The 16,871-nt window shown below is 60.0% G+C and carries 17 protein-coding genes and 1 tRNA gene; 9 read left to right on the forward strand and 9 right to left on the reverse strand.

Annotated elements, in window-relative coordinates; translation table 11 throughout:
• Positions 1-73: 73 nt before the first annotated feature.
• From ACMLHZ_RS05005 to ACMLHZ_RS05045, 9 genes are all read right to left on the reverse strand, one after another.
• A complete protein-coding gene (locus tag ACMLHZ_RS05005; RefSeq protein WP_418666694.1) occupies positions 74-2,026 on the reverse strand; it encodes a PIG-L family deacetylase in 1,953 nt (650 codons plus the stop codon).
• Between the two features lie 37 nt (positions 2,027-2,063).
• Positions 2,064-2,540, reverse strand: coding sequence for an LURP-one-related/scramblase family protein (locus ACMLHZ_RS05010; RefSeq protein WP_418666695.1), 477 nt, complete (start codon positions 2,538-2,540; stop codon positions 2,064-2,066).
• A 31-nt stretch (positions 2,541-2,571) separates the two neighbouring features.
• Positions 2,572-3,183 (reverse strand): HDOD domain-containing protein, encoded by a 612-nt coding sequence (locus ACMLHZ_RS05015; RefSeq protein WP_418666696.1) that lies wholly within the window; start codon positions 3,181-3,183, stop codon positions 2,572-2,574.
• 58 nt (positions 3,184-3,241) lie between these two features.
• Positions 3,242-4,603, reverse strand: coding sequence for a 23S rRNA (uracil(1939)-C(5))-methyltransferase RlmD (gene rlmD, locus ACMLHZ_RS05020; protein ID WP_418666697.1), 1,362 nt, complete (start codon positions 4,601-4,603; stop codon positions 3,242-3,244).
• 23 nt (positions 4,604-4,626) lie between these two features.
• Positions 4,627-5,607 carry a substrate-binding domain-containing protein gene (locus ACMLHZ_RS05025; RefSeq protein WP_418666698.1) on the reverse strand — a complete coding sequence of 327 codons (981 nt, stop codon included), beginning with the start codon at positions 5,605-5,607 and terminating at the stop codon, positions 4,627-4,629.
• A gap of 112 nt (positions 5,608-5,719) precedes the next feature.
• Positions 5,720-6,559: an AraC family transcriptional regulator gene (locus ACMLHZ_RS05030; protein WP_418666699.1), complete on the reverse strand. Its 840-nt coding sequence runs from the start codon at positions 6,557-6,559 to the stop codon at positions 5,720-5,722.
• A 202-nt stretch (positions 6,560-6,761) separates the two neighbouring features.
• Positions 6,762-6,837 (reverse strand) — tRNA-Thr (locus ACMLHZ_RS05035).
• A 70-nt stretch (positions 6,838-6,907) separates the two neighbouring features.
• On the reverse strand, positions 6,908-7,132 hold the full coding sequence (locus ACMLHZ_RS05040; RefSeq protein WP_418666700.1) for a hypothetical protein: 225 nt from the start codon (positions 7,130-7,132) through the stop codon (positions 6,908-6,910).
• A gap of 2 nt (positions 7,133-7,134) precedes the next feature.
• Positions 7,135-8,241, reverse strand: coding sequence for a hypothetical protein (locus tag ACMLHZ_RS05045; protein ID WP_418666701.1), 1,107 nt, complete (start codon positions 8,239-8,241; stop codon positions 7,135-7,137).
• A 60-nt stretch (positions 8,242-8,301) separates the two neighbouring features.
• Between ACMLHZ_RS05045 and ACMLHZ_RS05050 the strand changes: the two genes are divergently transcribed.
• The 9 genes from ACMLHZ_RS05050 to ACMLHZ_RS05090 all read left to right on the forward strand — a co-directional run bounded on the left by ACMLHZ_RS05050 (position 8,302) and on the right by ACMLHZ_RS05090 (position 16,658).
• On the forward strand, positions 8,302-8,595 hold the full coding sequence (locus tag ACMLHZ_RS05050; RefSeq protein ID WP_418666702.1) for a YabP/YqfC family sporulation protein: 294 nt from the start codon (positions 8,302-8,304) through the stop codon (positions 8,593-8,595).
• A 5-nt stretch (positions 8,596-8,600) separates the two neighbouring features.
• Positions 8,601-9,752 (forward strand): sporulation protein YqfD, encoded by a 1,152-nt coding sequence (locus ACMLHZ_RS05055; protein ID WP_418666703.1) that lies wholly within the window; start codon positions 8,601-8,603, stop codon positions 9,750-9,752.
• Between the two features lie 96 nt (positions 9,753-9,848).
• A complete protein-coding gene (locus tag ACMLHZ_RS05060; protein WP_418666704.1) occupies positions 9,849-10,817 on the forward strand; it encodes a PhoH family protein in 969 nt (322 codons plus the stop codon).
• A 57-nt stretch (positions 10,818-10,874) separates the two neighbouring features.
• Positions 10,875-11,375: an rRNA maturation RNase YbeY gene (ybeY, locus tag ACMLHZ_RS05065; RefSeq protein WP_418666705.1), complete on the forward strand. Its 501-nt coding sequence runs from the start codon at positions 10,875-10,877 to the stop codon at positions 11,373-11,375.
• 1 nt (position 11,376) lies between these two features.
• The gene (locus ACMLHZ_RS05070; RefSeq protein WP_418666706.1) at positions 11,377-11,832 is read left to right on the forward strand and encodes a diacylglycerol kinase; all 456 of its coding nucleotides are present in this window, start codon (positions 11,377-11,379) and stop codon (positions 11,830-11,832) included.
• Positions 11,833-11,834: 2 nt separating this feature from the next.
• Positions 11,835-12,737, forward strand: a complete 903-nt coding sequence (era, locus tag ACMLHZ_RS05075; protein ID WP_418666710.1) for a GTPase Era — start codon at positions 11,835-11,837, stop codon at positions 12,735-12,737.
• A gap of 248 nt (positions 12,738-12,985) precedes the next feature.
• Positions 12,986-13,729 (forward strand): DNA repair protein RecO, encoded by a 744-nt coding sequence (gene recO, locus ACMLHZ_RS05080; RefSeq protein WP_418666707.1) that lies wholly within the window; start codon positions 12,986-12,988, stop codon positions 13,727-13,729.
• 63 nt (positions 13,730-13,792) lie between these two features.
• The gene (locus tag ACMLHZ_RS05085) at positions 13,793-16,171 is read left to right on the forward strand and encodes an endonuclease MutS2 (RefSeq protein WP_418666708.1); all 2,379 of its coding nucleotides are present in this window, start codon (positions 13,793-13,795) and stop codon (positions 16,169-16,171) included.
• An 88-nt stretch (positions 16,172-16,259) separates the two neighbouring features.
• Entirely contained in the window at positions 16,260-16,658 is a 399-nt protein-coding gene (locus ACMLHZ_RS05090) for a hypothetical protein (RefSeq protein WP_418666709.1), read from the forward strand.
• The last annotated feature ends 213 nt before the right edge of the window (positions 16,659-16,871 follow it).

Below are 16,871 nucleotides of genomic sequence, written 5' to 3' on the forward strand. Positions count from 1 at the left end.
TTCCTTTTGCCCGCCGAAAAGCAGAGGGCGTTTTATCGTTTTGCGCACAGTGCGGCAGGGAAAACGGGGCGGATCAAAGCCTGCCCAGCGCTTTTAGAACAGAGTGCTCGCCAAAAGCCCAGTGGTAGCGGGTCCAGCAGGAGAAGCTGCAGTACAGGGTGTCGAGCTTTTGGAGCGTGGGCAGAAAGGCCTGCCGCGCTTTGGAGTATGGCTTTACGGTGATCTCGTCCCAAACCGAGGCGTCGCTTTTTAAGGCAAGGCGGACGGTGGATTCTTTGGCAGGGCAGGGAAGCACGAAGCTGCCATCCTGCACAGCCAGGGGGGCTCCGTTCACGGTGGCGGTAAAATTGGCCGCCGGATCTTGCGCCAGCGCCCGCAGTTCGGGCGTGCTGCCATACACCCCCAAAAGGATATCCTGCCGGCTTTGCGGGGTATAAGTATAAAGAAAATTGCCGCCTGCATCGGTGACTTTGATGAAGGCAGGGCCCTGGGCATCCGCGGCATAGGCTTCCAGCTCACAGAGGCCGGGGGCCGATCCCTCGGTTTCCAAAAGTTCCACCGTGAAGCTGCTGAGCCCGGTGGGAGCGGGCAGCGTTAACCGGGTGGGGGCGCCGCCGGGGTCCAGGGGGCCGGTGAGCAGCTGCTCGCCGTTTTCCAGCGTGATGCGCGCCTGAAGGACGTTGTCCTGCAGGGAAGGCGAATCGTAGAACACCAGTTCGTTTATAACAGCCGGGGCCGCGAGCTCCACCGTGAGCACATCGCCCGGGGCGGGGGTCCATACCCCATCAAAGGGGCGATGTTCCCGCTGCGCCACATGCGCGGAATCGGCCAGCTTAAAATCGGTCAGCCGCCCAAGGCCATCGGTGCTTTGGGCTGTGAGGCGGGCGGTATAAAGCAGGCTGTCGGTGCGGCGCGGCCAGAACACCTTGTCGCCGTTCACCACCCGCCCCATGCGCTGCAGCGCCCGCTGGGAGCCATAGCTGGCAAAGGCGGAGTAGAGCGCGCTCGCACGCCTGGTATAGGCCATATCCTGCGGGTGCAGGGGCAGGCGCAGCCGGTCGGCCCAAACGTAAGTGTTGGTTTCTTCCATGCGGCCGCTTTCATATGGCAGCAAAGCCGAGGGCAGGTTGGGGGCGTAATAGTCGTCTGCAGCCAGCCAGGAGGTGCTGTAGCCGAACCCTTTGTATACGAGGGGATGATAATCGGCGCCGGAGCCCAGCAGGTTGCCCAGTGCCGTTTCAAAAATCAGCGAGGTGCCCCGGTGATCGGGGTGGAAATCCTGGTCGATGCAGTAGATCACGTCCGGCAATTCGGCGCCCAGGAATTCCTGCATGTCCCAGATCACATTGTCGTAGGTATAGTCTGACCAGCCGCCGGAAACCGAGGCGCGGTATTCCGGGTGGCGTTTCAGGCCATACGTGTGGGTGCGGCCCGCGTCCGAAGGAACAAGTTCGCCGGCGGGTGCGTTGTAGATATGGCCGTAGGGGCTGGTATACTGGTCGCCATAGCCGAGAAAGACCACGTCGCCGGCTTCCACGCCAAGGACCTTTTGGCAGCGCAGCGCTTCGTTCAGGCGGTAGCCGTCTTGAAAGCCGGCGTCGCCGTTGCTCAAAAAAAGAACTTTTACCTGGGTGCCCGCGGCGCGGTAAGCGTCGATCACACCAGCCGCCAGATTCAGGTCGTCGTCCTGGTGCGGCACCACAAACAACACCTTTTGAGGCGCGGCGTACAGGCTTTGCTGCCAGCTGCCCTGGGCGGAATACCGCCCGCCGCCCAGAGTGACAGCCAAAAAGACAGCGGCCGCGCCCAAAACCCCCAAAGCGTGCAGCGCGGCAAATACCCGGGCAAAAAAGCGGGGCAGTAAGCGGCAGACAGGCAGCAGCACCACACAGTAGCCCAGCGCAAACCAGAGCGCGCGCTTTTCCAGCCCGAGTGAGCCATAAAACAGCACGCAGAAACCGCCGGACAAAGCGGTGAACAGAATGAGCAGCCAGCGCCGCAGACATTTTTTTAAGGCGGGGTTCATGAAAAGCCTCCTGACATGCAGTATGGGAAAAACGGACTCAGTTGTTGGCACTGGAGCACTTTGCCGCATCGATTGCCAGTGCGATCATGAGAACCAGCAGGGCGTTCTGCGGGTCGGGAATGTCCAGTACGTAGGTATCGGTCACGTGCAGCAGTTCTTTGGAAAGATAGGCCACCTCTGCGCCATAGGCGTCGGTGATGGTATAATCCCATTCAAACAGATTGCCTTCCACCTGCCAGCCGTTGCAGTCCAACGTGAACACCGGCTTGAAAAAGGTGAATTCCTTTTTGATCTGACCGATGTATTCATCGCCCAGGTACATGGCAAAACGGGGCAGGAAGGTAAAGACCTCCTCTTTTACTGTGCCCAGGGGCGATCCGCCGGCGTTCAGGATTTCCAGCCGGTGCCCCCAGGAGAGCTTGCCCTCCACAGTATAGACCGTATTGCCGGCCTCATCGTAGATATCATAGCTGTCCAGCCAGGAAAAAAAGCGCTGTTTGAATAAAAGTTTCATAAAGAACTCCTTTGATGTCAGATCGCCCGGTTCAAACTAAAAACCAGTTTTTTGTGCCTTTTTCGCCCTCCGACAGGACCGAATAAACGGATCTTTTCATGATACCCTCAAAATGATCTTTATACCCCAAGGTTTTGTTCCACCGCTCCACAGTAAACGGATAGATGCCATAGCGCCGGGTGGTGTCGACAAATCGCTTTTCTAAAAGGCAAAAACCCTCCGCGTCCGCCAAAGCGTCGCAAAGAATGATCAATGTATCGTAGTCATTGTATTCAATGTTTTCCAGATACTGCTTTATAAAAGCATATTGTGCCGCGGTGACGTCTTTTTTGGCGATATCCGCTTCAATGTCTTTTATGGGGAAAGAATGCGTGAGGCAGACCCTGGCGACCTCGTCCCAGCCTTGTGCCGTCGCGTAATCGTAACCGTCGATCGTGTGCCGCAGCGCGGCAACCCCCGTTCTTCTTCCAATATCGTGAAGCAGGCCGCACACGAAGGCTTTTTCCTCCTCCAAGTGACCACACTGCGCGGCGATTCTTTTGGCCGCCAATGCCACGTTGTAGCTGTGCTTTGTCCAGGGGCCCGGGTTCAGCGCACCGGCTGCTTCCAATTCTTTCAGGGCGATTTTTTGATCGGGAAACATGACACAGCTCCTTTGTTTTGTGACGGAAAAAGCCCCAAAAGGAAGCTTTCTTGCATCTTTATTCCGCCTTGACCATCAGAATCACGCACTCCACATGCTTTGTGCGGGGGAACAGGTCCACCGGCTGCGCCTTGACCGCGCGGTAGCCGTGGGCGGCCAAGAACGCACAGTCCCGCGCGGCGGTGGCGGGGTTGCAGCTCACCATTACAACCCGGCCCGGCGCCATTTTGCACACCGCGTTCAGGGTGGCTTCATCGCAGCCTTTGCGGGGCGGGTCCAGGCAGACGACGCTGGGCGTGAGCCCCTCGGCGGCAAGCTGTGCGGCGGCCCTGCCGGCATCCGCACAGAGAAAACGGGCGTTGGCCGCGCCCATGGCGGCAGCGTTGCGCCGGGCGCTTTCCACCGCTTCCGGCACGATCTCCACCCCGATTAGCTTTTTGCACTCCCGTACCATGGAAAGGCCGATGGTGCCCATGCCGCAGTAAAGGTCCAGCAGGGTATCGCCCGGGCGCAGGGCTGCAAATTGTTTTGCCACGCCGTAAAGAAGTTCCGCACCCGGTGTGTTCACTTGGTAAAATGAGAGGGGACCCAGCTGCACCGGCACACCGCAGAGGGTGTCCTCGATATAGCCCGGCCCGTACAGGGGAATACATTCGGCGCCGGTGATCACGTTGGTCTTTTGGCGGTTTACGTTCAGCACTACCGTGCGCACTGCGGGAAAGTGGACTGTGAGCGATTCGCAGAATTCCTGCGCGCGGGGCAGGGAGCGGCCGTTTATCACCAGGCAAACCAGGACCTGGCCGGTGTGCCAGCCCTGACGCAAAAAAATATGGCGCACCAGGCCCGTGTGGGTCTGCTCGCTGTAAAGCGGAATGGCGTTCTGCTGCAAAAAATTGCAGATCCAGCCCGCAATTTCGTTGAGCGGCCGCGGCTGGAGCCGGCAATCGTCACAGGGGACAAGCCGGTGGCTGCGGGGGGCGTAGAACCCGGCACTCACGCGGCCACCGGCGTCCAGGGCCACCGGGAACTGCACCTTGTTGCGGTAGCGCTGCTGCAGGGGGCTTGCGAGCAGCGGCAGAACAGGGAGGTCCAACCCGCCGATGCGGCGCAGGGCATCCCGCACAAAGCCCTCTTTGGCCTGGGCCTCGGCCTCGTAACTCAGGTGGCGGAAGCAGCAGCCGCCGCAGGGGCGGTACACGGGACAGTCCGGTTCGATGTGCTGGCGGCTCAAGGCCACCGGCTTTTCCAGGATGCCGAACGCATAACGGCCCATATCCTTGGCGATGCGGGCCTCGATGCGGTCGCCGGGAGCAGTGTACGGCACAAAAACAGCCTTGCCTTCGTAATGCCCCACGCCGCTGCCATCGCTGGAAAGGCTTTCGATGGTGAGGGGAAGAATTGTGTTTTTAGGGGTCGGCACAGGGCGAAGCCTCCTTGTTGGGGTTATTGGATGAGCTGGAACGGCAGGATAAATCGGCCCTCCACATCCGGCGAGAGACCGGTATCCTGCCCTATAAAACGGAAGGCCATCGCATTTTGTGCCATGGCGGCCGCAGCCCGCGCCGCAGCTTGGGGATCGTAATAGGGCACGGCCAGGGCCACCCCGTCGGCCACCAGCGCCTGCGCGTCCTCGCGGTTCTGCGCCACTGCGCCGATGCGCACCGGTGCGTCGCCCTCCAGCCAGCCAAGCTCCTGCGCCACCGCATAGGCGGTGCGGGCATCCTGCGGGCTGGTGCACAAAATGAACTCGGGTTTTCGCTGGCCGGTCAGGCGCTCCGCATTAAAGGGCAGGGGCTCACCCTCCTCGCCTGCGTATTCCAAAAGCGCGGTGTATACGCCGTAATGTTCGCATTCTTCCAGGGCATAGCGGGCGAACTGGCTGTGGGTCCCGCCGCTTTCGGTCTGAAAAAGCGCATACTGCAAAAGGTGGTCGCCGTTTTCGTCGGCGATCACGCCATTGCGGTAGGCCAGAGCCACCTGCTTGCCGAGCAGCTCGCCCCCGTGTGCGGCTTCACTGCCGAGGTACCAGGCTTTATCGCTGGCGGCAAGGACCGCGGCGCCCGGGTCGCTGCCCACGAACACGAGTGTGGCCCCGGCCTGTGCGGCGGCGTCCAGCAGGGCGCTGCTGACCTGCGGATCATCCTGCCCCACAATCAGCACCCGCGCGCCGAGTTGCAGCAGGCGCTGCGCGGCTGCCGCAGGAGCTTCGCCCTCGTCGCTTTCGAGAAGCGAAACGTCACCGGCCGCAAGTTCGTTTTTTAGAACATCCAGATCCAGGTAGGCGGCCCGGGAGGGGGAATGGATGTAGCCCACCGCGGGGGCGGGAGTAAAATAGCCGGTCACATAAAGGTAAAGGTAAATACAGCCCGCTGCGCCGGCCAGCACGAACAAAGCCCTGAAAATAAACAAAAAAATGCGTTTCATGAAGCGTTCTCCCAGTGGATGATTATTTTATAAAAACACCTGCGCCGCCCGTTCGCGGAGCGGGCAGCACACAAGGGCCGGGATTTTGCCGCTGCTGTTTTGCGGTCAAATTTTAAACGGAAGGGGCTTCCAGGCTGGCCAGATAGCGACTGGGGGGAACGCCCTTGGCCTTTTTGAACACGCGGGAGAAATAGAACTTGTCGAAAAAGCCCACGCTCATGGCGATCTCCGCAATGGACAGCTGGGAGTTCTTGAGCAGGTTACAGGCTTCGTCGATGCGGTAGCCGGTGAGATAATCGATGGGGCTCTGCCCCACATGGCTCATAAACAGGCGGTAAAGATGGCTGCGGCTCACGCCCACCGCTTTGGCGATGTCGTCGATGCTGACCTCGTGGGAGTAATTGTACTGGATGTAACGGATGGCACTGGCCACATATTGAGCGCCCGCCCCACCGTGGGGGTCTGCCTCGCGCGCCTGGCCCATCAGGCCGGACAGGAACAGATAGAGATGCCCCACCCGCGCCGCCTCGTTTTGCGGCTCGGAGCCCTGGGCGGCAAAAATAGCCAGAAGCGCCGTTTGCAAAGGCGCGGGATCCGGCGAATGGTACACTGGCTCCTGCTCGGTAAAAGGGGTGCTGCGCATGAGTTTGTTGGCAAACGCGCCGTTGAACCCAACCCAGGAGTATTCCCATGGGTCCTGCTGGCTGGCCGTGTATGAGGCCAACTGCCCGGGGCGCAGCAGAAAAAGATCGCCCGCGCCAAGCCGGTATTCCTTGCCGCCCGTTTTGTAGCTGCCCGCGCCGCGCAGTACAAGGTGGATCAAATAATGGTCGCGCAGGCCCGGCCCCCAGGTGTGCCCGGGCGCGCAGGATTCACGGCCGCCGTTGAACACGCACAAATCCAGGTGATCGCTGGAATCCTGCCAGAACGACTGTTTGTAGGTTTCCGCCAAGAGAGAAGCCCCCTTTTGCCCAGTATAAAACCGCAAAAACAGCACTCTGCGGCAATATAACTCATTTTAGCAGAAAATTCAACAAAAGTCCATCTTGAAAATAAAAAGTGCGCCCAGGCAAAAGCGCATGGGCGCGCTTAAAGAAACCCCCGTGCCCTCCAAGGCAAAAAATGCTTGCCTTGGAGGGCACGGGGGAGGTGTTTGGAGCTGGAAACGTGACTTGAACACGCGACCTGCTGATTACGAATCAGCTGCTCTACCGACTGAGCTATTCCAGCATGGGGCTGCTTTCCACCGCGCAACGGTATCATTTTAGCGGAAAACGTTGCCCGCGTCAAGGGGGAACAGTCAATCCAAACGAAAATCCTCGGCGGTGAAGCTGGGCAGCTTTGGCTGGCGGCGGGGAACGCGGAGCAGCGGGTCGTAGCAAAAGCGCTTGCAATGGTAATAGGGCGACACCACGCCGCGCTTGCAGCACAGGATCATGCGGGGGTCGGCGGCGCGCCGGCCATGCTCGCAGTACCCGCAGGCAGGCGGGATGTCGGCGCCATAAAACGTTTTTTTGCGGAACATGCTTACCCCCCCTTCGCTCGCTTTATTATAGCCGATTGTTTGGCCGATGTAAAGCCGCCGGCCCGCCAAAGCACCGCGCAGCAGAGCAAAAACAGCACCAGCGCAGCGTCGGGCGCAATGCGGGTGCGGGTGATGACACGGTCCGCCAGGGTACTGGCCGCCGCAGCCTCGCCGGGAACAAAGCGCAAAAACACTTTGAGCCAGAGCAGCGAGAACGCCAAGTGCAGGGGCCTTGCCGCCAAGAGGGGCGCCAGCGACAGCTCGCTGCACAGCAGCGCCCGGACCTGGAGCAGCACTGAGAGGCTTTGGATACTCAGCGCACAGCAGCAGGCGGCCACAGCGGCGCCGCCCGAGAGCTGCGCTGCGGCCGCGCAGCCGCTGGTCACCTCCAGCAGGGCGCTGGCAATGAACTGCGCAGGCGCGCTTGGGGGCAGCAGCTCAAACAACACCGCCCCCAAAAAACGAAAAAAGATCACAAAGCCGCAAACGGTCAGCATACTGGCCACCGCCGCCTGCACTGCCTGCACAAAGCCCGCCTGCCCGTCTGCTTCACGACTGGCCGGAGCGCTGTAAAAAATCTGCTCGTCCGAGCGGGGAAGAGTGAACCGCGCTGCGATACCGGTACACAGGTTGGCGCATAAAAGCGCACCGAACAGACAGGCGCCCAGGCGGGAGCTGCCCAGCATCAAAAGGCCGACGGTGTTTAAGATGAACGCGGGCCCGGAACCCACTCCGCACACCAGCAAAAGCTGCGCCTGGCGGCGGCTGAGCTGCCCCTGGCGGTATAACTGGGAAACCGTGCCGGCGGCCACAGCAAACCCGCCCAGCCAGCTCACCAAAAGAGCGGTGGCTCCCTTTTGACCCTTGATGCCCAGCCCAAAACGGGTGAAAGGCCACACCAGCGCGCCCAGGCCGTTTGCAAGCGGGCTTGCGATCAGCAGATTTGCCACCACAAAAAAGGGGAACAATGCCGGGATGACCTGCAGCGCACAGCACCCCAGGCCCTCGCTGATGCCCCGGGCACTCTGGCTGGGAAAGGCCAGGATCAGCGCGAGGAACGCGACGGCGGCCAGACCGCCTGAAAGACGGCGGGAAGCACAAATTTTCATAAGGGTTTCCTCCTGACTAATATAAATAAAGAAAGAAGCAACAGAAAGGGGGCGCGCAGCATGAAGCGCAAGAAAAAGGAGCGCGAACGCCTGGGCGAAATGATCAAGGGGCTGCTGGGGCAGCCGCAGCCAGGGTTCTACCGCCAGCCGGTACTGCACATCAACTGCCGCGGCCAGATCGAGGTGGAAAACTGTAAAGAGATATTACTTTACAATGAGGAGGCCGTCCGCCTGGACATGGGGCATTGGGAGATATCGCTATTCGGCAATGAGCTGGAGCTGTGCTCCATGGGGCGGGCCCTGCTTACCCTGCGCGGAAAGGTATTTCGGGCGGAATTTACATATAAGGAGTAAACGGCATGGTTTGGGATAAATGCTTTGCAAGGGTATGCTTTTGCGCCCAGGGCGGGCGGTATGAAAAGCTCATTACCCTTTGCGGCCAGCAAGGGGTGCCCCTGGAACATGTCCGGCCTGTGCCGGGCGGGTTTACCGCCGCGCTGCCCGCGCGCTATTACAGGCATACCGCGCACATGGCACGCCGCTGCCGCACCCGGCTGCGGGTACAAAAAAAGCAGGGGCTTTATTTCCGGTGCAAGCGCTACCGGGGGCGATGGGGCCTGGCGGTGGGACCGCTGCTGTTTTTGGCGGCAATAGCGCTGTTCGGAAAAACGGTGTGGGCGATCCGCTGGGAGGGCCTGAGCCCGGTGCAGCAGCGCCAGGTGGAGGCGGCGCTCTACAATATGGATATTTACGAGGGCGCGTTTTTAACCCAGGAAAAGATCCGCCTGAGCGAAAAACAACTTCTCAGTCAATCGCAGGAGTTGGGCTGGATCTCGCTGAATTTCGGCAAGGGGCGCCTGGTGGTGGAAGCTGCCCCTGCCCGCGAAAAGCCTGTGATCGAACCCAATGACCCGGTCGATCTGGTAGCTGCGGCGGACGGCATCGTGCTGGAAACCAATGTGCAGGAGGGCTTTTTGCAAAAGAAGGTCGGCCAGACTGTGGCCCAGGGGGACGTGTTGATCAGCGCGGTGCTGCCGGACCACAACCTCATTCCCATTGAATCCCACGCAAAGGGCAGAGTGATCGCGGCGGTGAAAAAAACCTACCAATGCACCCAGCCGCTGGTCTATGCAGCCAATGCCCTGACAGGGGAGGTGCAGAGCGAAAAAGCGCTGCGGCTGGGGCCCTGGCGCCTGGCGCTGGGCCGGCAGAGCCTGGCACAGCAAGAGGATGTGAAAATCCGCCATGAACAATTGGGGGTATTGGGCTTTGCATTGCCGGTCACACTAGAAGAGCGGCTGAAAGCCCCCAGCGAACAACAGGAATTTCACCTTGACCAGCAGGCCGCCCGGGAATACGCGCACTATGCTTGTATGCAGCAGCTATATGCGGAGTTCCCCGGCGCCGAGCTGGTGACCGAGAGCGCCCAGGAGGACTGGCAGGACGGCGCGCTGGTGTACACCCTCACGGTGGATATGAAAGCGGATATCACCAGGCCGCAAGCTGGCTGAAACCAGCCAAAAATTTTGTGGAACATTGACAGTTCCCAATGAAAAATTTTGTGATATAATAATACTTGTAATGTAAAGAAAAAAAGCAGGTGCAGAATGGCCGAAAAATTGATTGAACTGGACAGCGTGGATACAGCCCTTGCTATTTTTGGAAGCTGTGATGAGAACATCCGGTTATTGGAAAAAGAGTTCGGTGTGACCGCCGTGTGCCGCGGCACCGAGATCAAGTTGGCGGGCGAGGCCGGTGCAGTGGCCGCTGCGGGCCGCGCTGTGGATGCCATGCTTACCCTGCTGGAAAACCGCACTCCCCTGGAAGAGCAGGCGGTGCGCTATTGCATCGGCCTCGCGGGGGCGGGGGAGGAGCGCAGGGTAAAGGAACTTACCGAAGACTTTATAGCCATTACGGCCAAAGGGCGCCCCGTGCGCGCCAAGACCCTGGGCCAGCAGGAGTATCTGCGGGCCATCAAGGCGAATTCCATCACCTTTGGGGTGGGGCCCGCGGGCACAGGAAAAACCTATCTGGCGGTGGCCATGGCGGTAAAGGCTTTTAAAAGCAAAGAGGTCACGCGCATCATTTTAACCCGGCCCGCGGTGGAGGCGGGCGAAAAGCTGGGCTTTTTGCCGGGCGATCTGCAAAATAAGGTGGACCCGTATCTCCGCCCGCTGTACGATGGGCTGTACGACATGCTGGGGGCCGAGGGCTTTCAAAAGCTGCTGGAAAAGCAATCCATCGAGGTGGCGCCGCTGGCCTATATGAGGGGCCGCACGCTGGACGATGCGTTCATCATTCTGGATGAAGCGCAGAATACAAGCCCCGAGCAGATGAAAATGTTCCTGACCCGCATGGGGGCTGGCAGCAAGGTGGTGGTGACCGGCGATATCACCCAGATCGACCTGCCGGACAAAAGCCGCAGCGGCCTGGTGGACGCGCTGAGCGTGCTCAAAAATGTGCCTGGCATCGCCCGGGTGCATTTTTCTGAAAAGGATGTGGTGCGCCACAGGCTGGTACAGGAGATCGTAAAGGCTTATGACCGGGCCGCGGCGGCCCGGCTGCACAAGAATTAAGGAATTGGCCCTCACCGTGCAGTGAGGGAGGAACATAAGAGCTATGAGGTGAAAAAAGTGTCGAATAAAGTGCTTATTTCAAATCAGCAAAAGACCGTGAAGGTGCCCTCGGGCCTGCGAATCCTGATTCGCCGCAGCTGCAACGCGGTGCTGGAGTTTGAAAAATTCCCCGAGCCGGCTGAGATCAGCGTCACTTTTGTGGATAACGCCGAGATTCAAAAGCTGAACAGCCAGTATCGAAACAAGGACATGCCCACCGACGTGCTGAGCTTCCCCTTGGGCGAGGGCGGGGTGTACGACCATAACCGGGATACGGGTGCCGCACTGCTGGGGGACATCGTGATCTCCATGGAGCGCGCGATGGAACAGGCCGAGCTCTACGGCCACCCGCTGCAGCGGGAGGTGGCGTTTTTGACCGTGCACTCCATGCTGCATCTGCTGGGCTACGACCACGAGGTCGGGGGCCTGGAGGCGGTAAAGATGCGCGAAAAAGAGGAGGCTGTGCTGATTCAGCTGGGGCTGCCGCGCACGGTGTCCTACACGGCGGACCAGCTTTGAGATGAGGGCCTTTATCGCAAGCTTTGGCTATGCCGCCCGGGGAGTGGGCCGCGCGGTGCAGGCCGAGCGCAATTTTCGCTTCGAGCTGTGCGCGGCGGCCTACGTTCTGCTGGCCTGCCCCTTTTTTGGGTTTACCCCGGCGGAGTGGGCGCTGGTGTTCGTGTGTATCGGCGGCGTGCTGGCCCTGGAACTGGTGAATTCGGCCATTGAGCGGGCGGTAGAGGATCCGGACCCCGCCCACTGGCGGCCTGCGGGCGCGGCAAAGGATATGGCGGCCGGCGCGGTGCTGGCCGCGGGCCTGGCGGCGCTGGCGGCAGGGGTTGCCCTGTTTTGGCGGCCGGGGGGCTGGCTTGCGCTGTTTGGCTGGTTTGCCGCGCGCCCGGCGGTTTTGGCTGCCTTGGCTGCTTCGCTGCCCGCTGCGGGCTGGTTCGTTTTTGGCATGGGAAAGAAAGGATAAACATTTTGCAGACTTCTTCGGTATTTGTGGCCCTGGTGGGCCGGCCCAATGTGGGAAAATCCAGCCTGACCAACCGCCTGGTGGGGGAAAAGGTGGCCATTGTGACCTCAAAACCACAGACCACCCGCACCCGCATCACCGGGATCGTGACCCGGGGGCCGGTGCAGTATGTGCTGCTGGACACGCCGGGGGTGCACATCCCGCGCACAAAGCTGGGCGAGCGGATGAGCAAGGCGGCGGCCGACAGCGTGGCCGATGTGGACGTGAGCCTGATGCTGTTTGAGCCTTATGGTGAGTTCACAGAGGCGGAGCTGGCCATGATCGGGGCGCTGAAAAAGGGCGGCGGGCCGGCCATTGCAGTGATCAACAAGACCGATACCTTAAAGCGGCCGGCAGACCTGGAGGCGCGCCGCGCCCAGCTGAAAGCGCTGGAAACCTTTGAAGCGGTGGAGGCTGTGAGCGTGCTGGCCGACGAGGGGTGCGAGGAGCTGTTCGGCCTGCTGGCCGCCCACGCGGTGGAGGGACCGCATTTTTTTGCGGACGACGCATACACCGACCTGCCGGAAAAGGCGCTGGTGAGCGAGATACTTCGGGAAAAGATGCTGCTGAATCTTTACGACGAGATCCCCCATGGCATTGCCGTGACGGTGGAGCGCTTTAAAGAGCGGCCGGGCACGAACCTGATCGACATTGACGTGAACATTTACTGCGAGCGCAAGAGCCATAAGGGCATGATCATTGGCAAGGGCGGAAAAATGCTGAAAAAGATCGCCAGCGAGGCCCGCACCGAGTGTGAGGATTTTTTGGGCGCGCGGGTTAACCTGCAGTGCTGGGTGAAGGTGAAGGACGACTGGCGTGACAGCGACTTTTTGCTGAATGACTTCGGTTTTCGGCAAGAGCGGTAACGCCGTCGTTTAATCACGAAAGCGCGGGAACGGAAAAGGAAATTTTTCTACAGGGCTGGACAACTTTTCCGGGCATATCTGTTTTAAAATGAAGGAACAGTAGTGCCAGGGAAGGTGAATCGCAATGAACAGCAGCAACTCTTATTGGAAAGCGTTTGAGAGCACAGGCAGCGTGCAGGAGTATCTGCACTATAAGCAGGTGCAAAAACGGGAGGGCGGCAAGCAGACCGCCCCAGCGGGGGAAAACCATGCAGATCGTAACGCCGGGCCTGGTACTGCGGGAAGTCAAAGTAGGGGAATCTGACCGGATCATCACCCTGCTCACCCCAAAACTGGGCGTGATCACTGCATCCGCAAAGGGGAGCCTGCGGCTGAAGAGCAAGCTTTTCAGCGCATGCGGGCTCTTTTGCTATTCTGAGTTCACCCTGTTTCAGGGCAAGACCATGTATGTGGTGGACGACGCCCAGGTGAAACAGGTGTTTTTTGGAGTGAGGGAAAGCATTGAGGGCACAGCCCTGGCCATGTATCTGGCGGAATTGACGCTCACCCTTTCGCCCACCGGCACCGAGGCTGCGGCCCTGCTGCGCCTTTTGCTCAACAGCCTGTATCTGATCGGCGAGGGCAGAAAAACGCCCGGCCAGATCAAGACTGTGTTCGAGCTGCGCGCGCTGTGCGAGGCGGGGTATATGCCGGCGCTGATCGGCTGCGGCGCCTGCGGTAAATACGAGGGCGGCCCCTTTTACTTTAACGAAGCCGCGGGAACCCTGCGCTGTGCCGACTGCGCGGCAAAGGAGGGAAAGACCCCGAACCTGGACGGCGCTGCGCTCACCGCGCTGCGGCATATCGCCTTGGTGGAGGACAAAAAGATCTTCAGCTTTTCCATTCCGCCCGAGAGCATGGAGGCCCTGGGCCGGGCGGCCGAACATTATGCAGCCCACCACCTGGACAAGCCCTTGAAAACCCTGGAATTTTTGAAGACGGTATTGCTGTAAAGGCGGGCCGCTTTGCACAAAAAGCGCCCGCCCATTTCTATAAAACAATGAGGAAACCGACCCATGGATAAAACCTACTTAAAAACACTGGAACTGGATAAGATACTGGCGCAGGCGGCGGAGTATGCCACCTGTGCCGAGGCCCGCGCGCTGCTGTTGGAACAGCCCGCCTGCGAAAATGCAGAGGAAACCCGTTTTGCGCTCAGCCAGACCGACGCCATCAACAGCCTGCTGCTGAAAAACGGCAGCCCGCGCTTTGGCGGGGTGAACGGGGTAAACAAGATTGTGAGCCGGGCCGTTAAGGGCGGCGTGCTTTCGATGGCGGAGCTGCTGGAGGTGGCGGGCGCGCTGCGCAACTTTCAAAATCTGGTGAGCTGGTATCACATCAGCGAACACGATCTGCTGCCGGTGGATGACCTGTTTTATGCGCTCACCCCCCAGCCAGCGCTGGAAAAAGCCATCAGTGAGTCCATTCTTTCGCCGGAAGAAATGGCGGACACCGCCAGCAACACCCTGTTTGAGGTGCGCCGCAAGATCCAGGCCACCGAGAACTCGATCCGCGACAAGCTGGACGCCATCATCAAAAACAGCACCACCAACAAATTTTTGCAGGATGCGGTGGTCTCGCTGCGCAACGGCCGCTTTGTGGTGCCGGTAAAGGCCGAGTACCGGGGCGAGGTGGGGGGCGTCATCCACGACGTTTCCAGCACCGGCGCCACGGTGTTTGTGGAGCCCACCGCCGTGGTGGAGGCAAACGCCAGGATCATGCAGCTGCGCAGCCAGGAAAAAGCCGAGATCGAGCGGATTCTGGTGGCCTTTACCGAGCAGGTGGCGGGCATCGAGCCGGTGTTCAATTTCAGCTACCAGGCGATGCTTGCGATCGACGTGCTGCTGGCAAAGGCCCAGCTGGCGCTGGAACAAAAAGCCTATATGCCGCAGGTGGCGGACGGAGTCTGGTTCGATTTGAAAAAGGCGCGCCACCCCCTGATCGACAAGACAAAGGTTGTGCCCATCGACGTGGCCCTGGGCGGGGAGTACGACACCCTGGTGATCACCGGCCCGAACACGGGCGGCAAGACCGTGACCCTGAAAACAGCGGGGCTTTTGTGCGCCATGGCGCAGCACGGCCTGCTGATCCCGGCCCACGAGCACAGCACGGTGTGCGCTTTTGCCGACTACTTAGTGGACATCGGCGATGAGCAGAGCATTGAGCAGAGCCTTTCCACCTTTTCGGGGCACATGAAAAAGATCACCGGTATCCTGGATGGCGCCTTCAAAGGCAGCCTGGTGCTGCTGGACGAGCTGGGCGCCGGCACCGACCCCGCCGAGGGGGCGGCGCTGGCGGTGAGCATCATCGAGCAGCTGCGCATCCAGGGGGCGCTGGTCATGGCCACCACCCATTACTCCGAGCTGAAGGTGTTCGCGCTGGAAACGCCGGGGGTGGTGAACGCCAGCTGCGAATTTGATGTGGAGAGCCTGCGCCCCACCTACAAGCTGAGCGTGGGCGTGCCGGGCAAATCCAACGCGTTTTTGATCGGCGAAAAGCTGGGGCTGCCGCCCAGGGTGATCCAGCGGGCGGAGACCCACCTTGCCAGCGACGACAAGCGCCTGGACGACGTGCTGGCCCAGCTGGATGATTTAAAGCTGGAGCTCAAAGAGAGCCAGGCCCAGGCCGAGGCGGCAAAGGAGCAGGCGGCCCACGCGCTGGAAAAGGCGAAGGAAAAGTGCGACGCGCTGATCCGCCAGGGCGAAACCGAGCTGGAGGCCGCCCGCGCCAAGGCCCGCCAGATGGCCCAGCAGGTGCAGGCCGAGGCCTTTGCCCTGACCGACGAGCTGCGCAGGCTGCAGCGGGACGACAAACAGAGCGCCGCCCAGCGCGCAGCGCGGGCGCGGGAGATCGCCCGCAGGGACGCCGAAAACCTGTACGGCAAGACCGACGTGGTGCACAACGCGGTGCGGGAGTTTGTGCCGCTGAAGGAGGTGCGCCTGGGGCAGGAGGTGGTGATCGCCGAGTACGACCAGCTTGCCACCGTTACCAGCCTGCCGGACCGGAACGGCATGGTGGAGGTGCGGGCCGGCATTTTAAAGACCAAGGTGCCCCTGGCGGGCCTGAAAGCGCCGGACAAGCTGCAAAAAAGCGGCCCGGCAAAGCCCCGCACGCCGCCCCGCAGCGCCACGGTGCAAAAGGTGGAGCGAACGGCCAGCATGGAGGTCAACCTGCTGGGCATGACCGTGGAGGAAGCGCTGATGGAGGCCGACCAGTTTATCGACCACGCGGTCATGACCGGCCTTATGGTGGTGTACCTGATCCACGGCAAGGGCACCGGCGCGCTGCGAAAGGCCATCCACCAGCACCTGCGGGGCCACAAGAATGTGAAGAGCTTCCGCCTGGGCCGCTATGGCGAGGGGGAGGACGGCGTGACCGTGGTGGAGCTGAAATAGCGCATGCCGAAGCGGCAGGCACGACACCGAAAAGGAGGGGCCGGCGATTACAAAGCGTAAAAAACTCGTGATCGGAATGTGAGCCCTTTTGGCTGTGGTATGTGGCATTTATGCGGTTAAAAAAGGCCTGGACCCGCCCATTGAAAAAGTGGTAAAAGAAAACCAAGCGGAGCTGATGGAGATCGTGGAAACGATCCTGGAGAATAAAACGATTTCGGGCTACAGTTCCTACAAAGGGTTCAGAATTTTATACAGCCACGAATACAACGATATGATTTTATTTGGCAAAGCGGCAGGCGGGTTTGGCTCCGAGACATGTTATAAAGGCTTTTACTATTCGCCTAACGATCAGCCGCTCAGCTCGCAGGGCGAGGGTTACACCGCGACGCCGGAGGGGGAGGAGTGGCATTGGAGCGATGGAACCGACAACTGGAGCTACACCGAGAGAATTATGGAGAACTGGTTTTCTTTTAGCGAACATTGGTGAAGCCCAGCCATAATAAAGGGAGCCCAAAAGCATAAATAAACTGAACGTTTCCACCGGCAAGCCCTGAGCCTGAACCGCCCCAGATAAAATAGACAGTAAAAAGGAAAGCCAATCGCAGAATATCTCAGGATTACACCGTCTGGCACCGTATTTGAAACGGAGTCAGACGGTATTTTAATTGAAACCGCTCAAAGTTGTAAAAATGGATATAGT

Origin of the sequence: Allofournierella sp., from assembly GCF_048388525.1 — a bacterium.
GTDB lineage: Bacteria > Bacillota > Clostridia > Oscillospirales > Ruminococcaceae > BQOK01.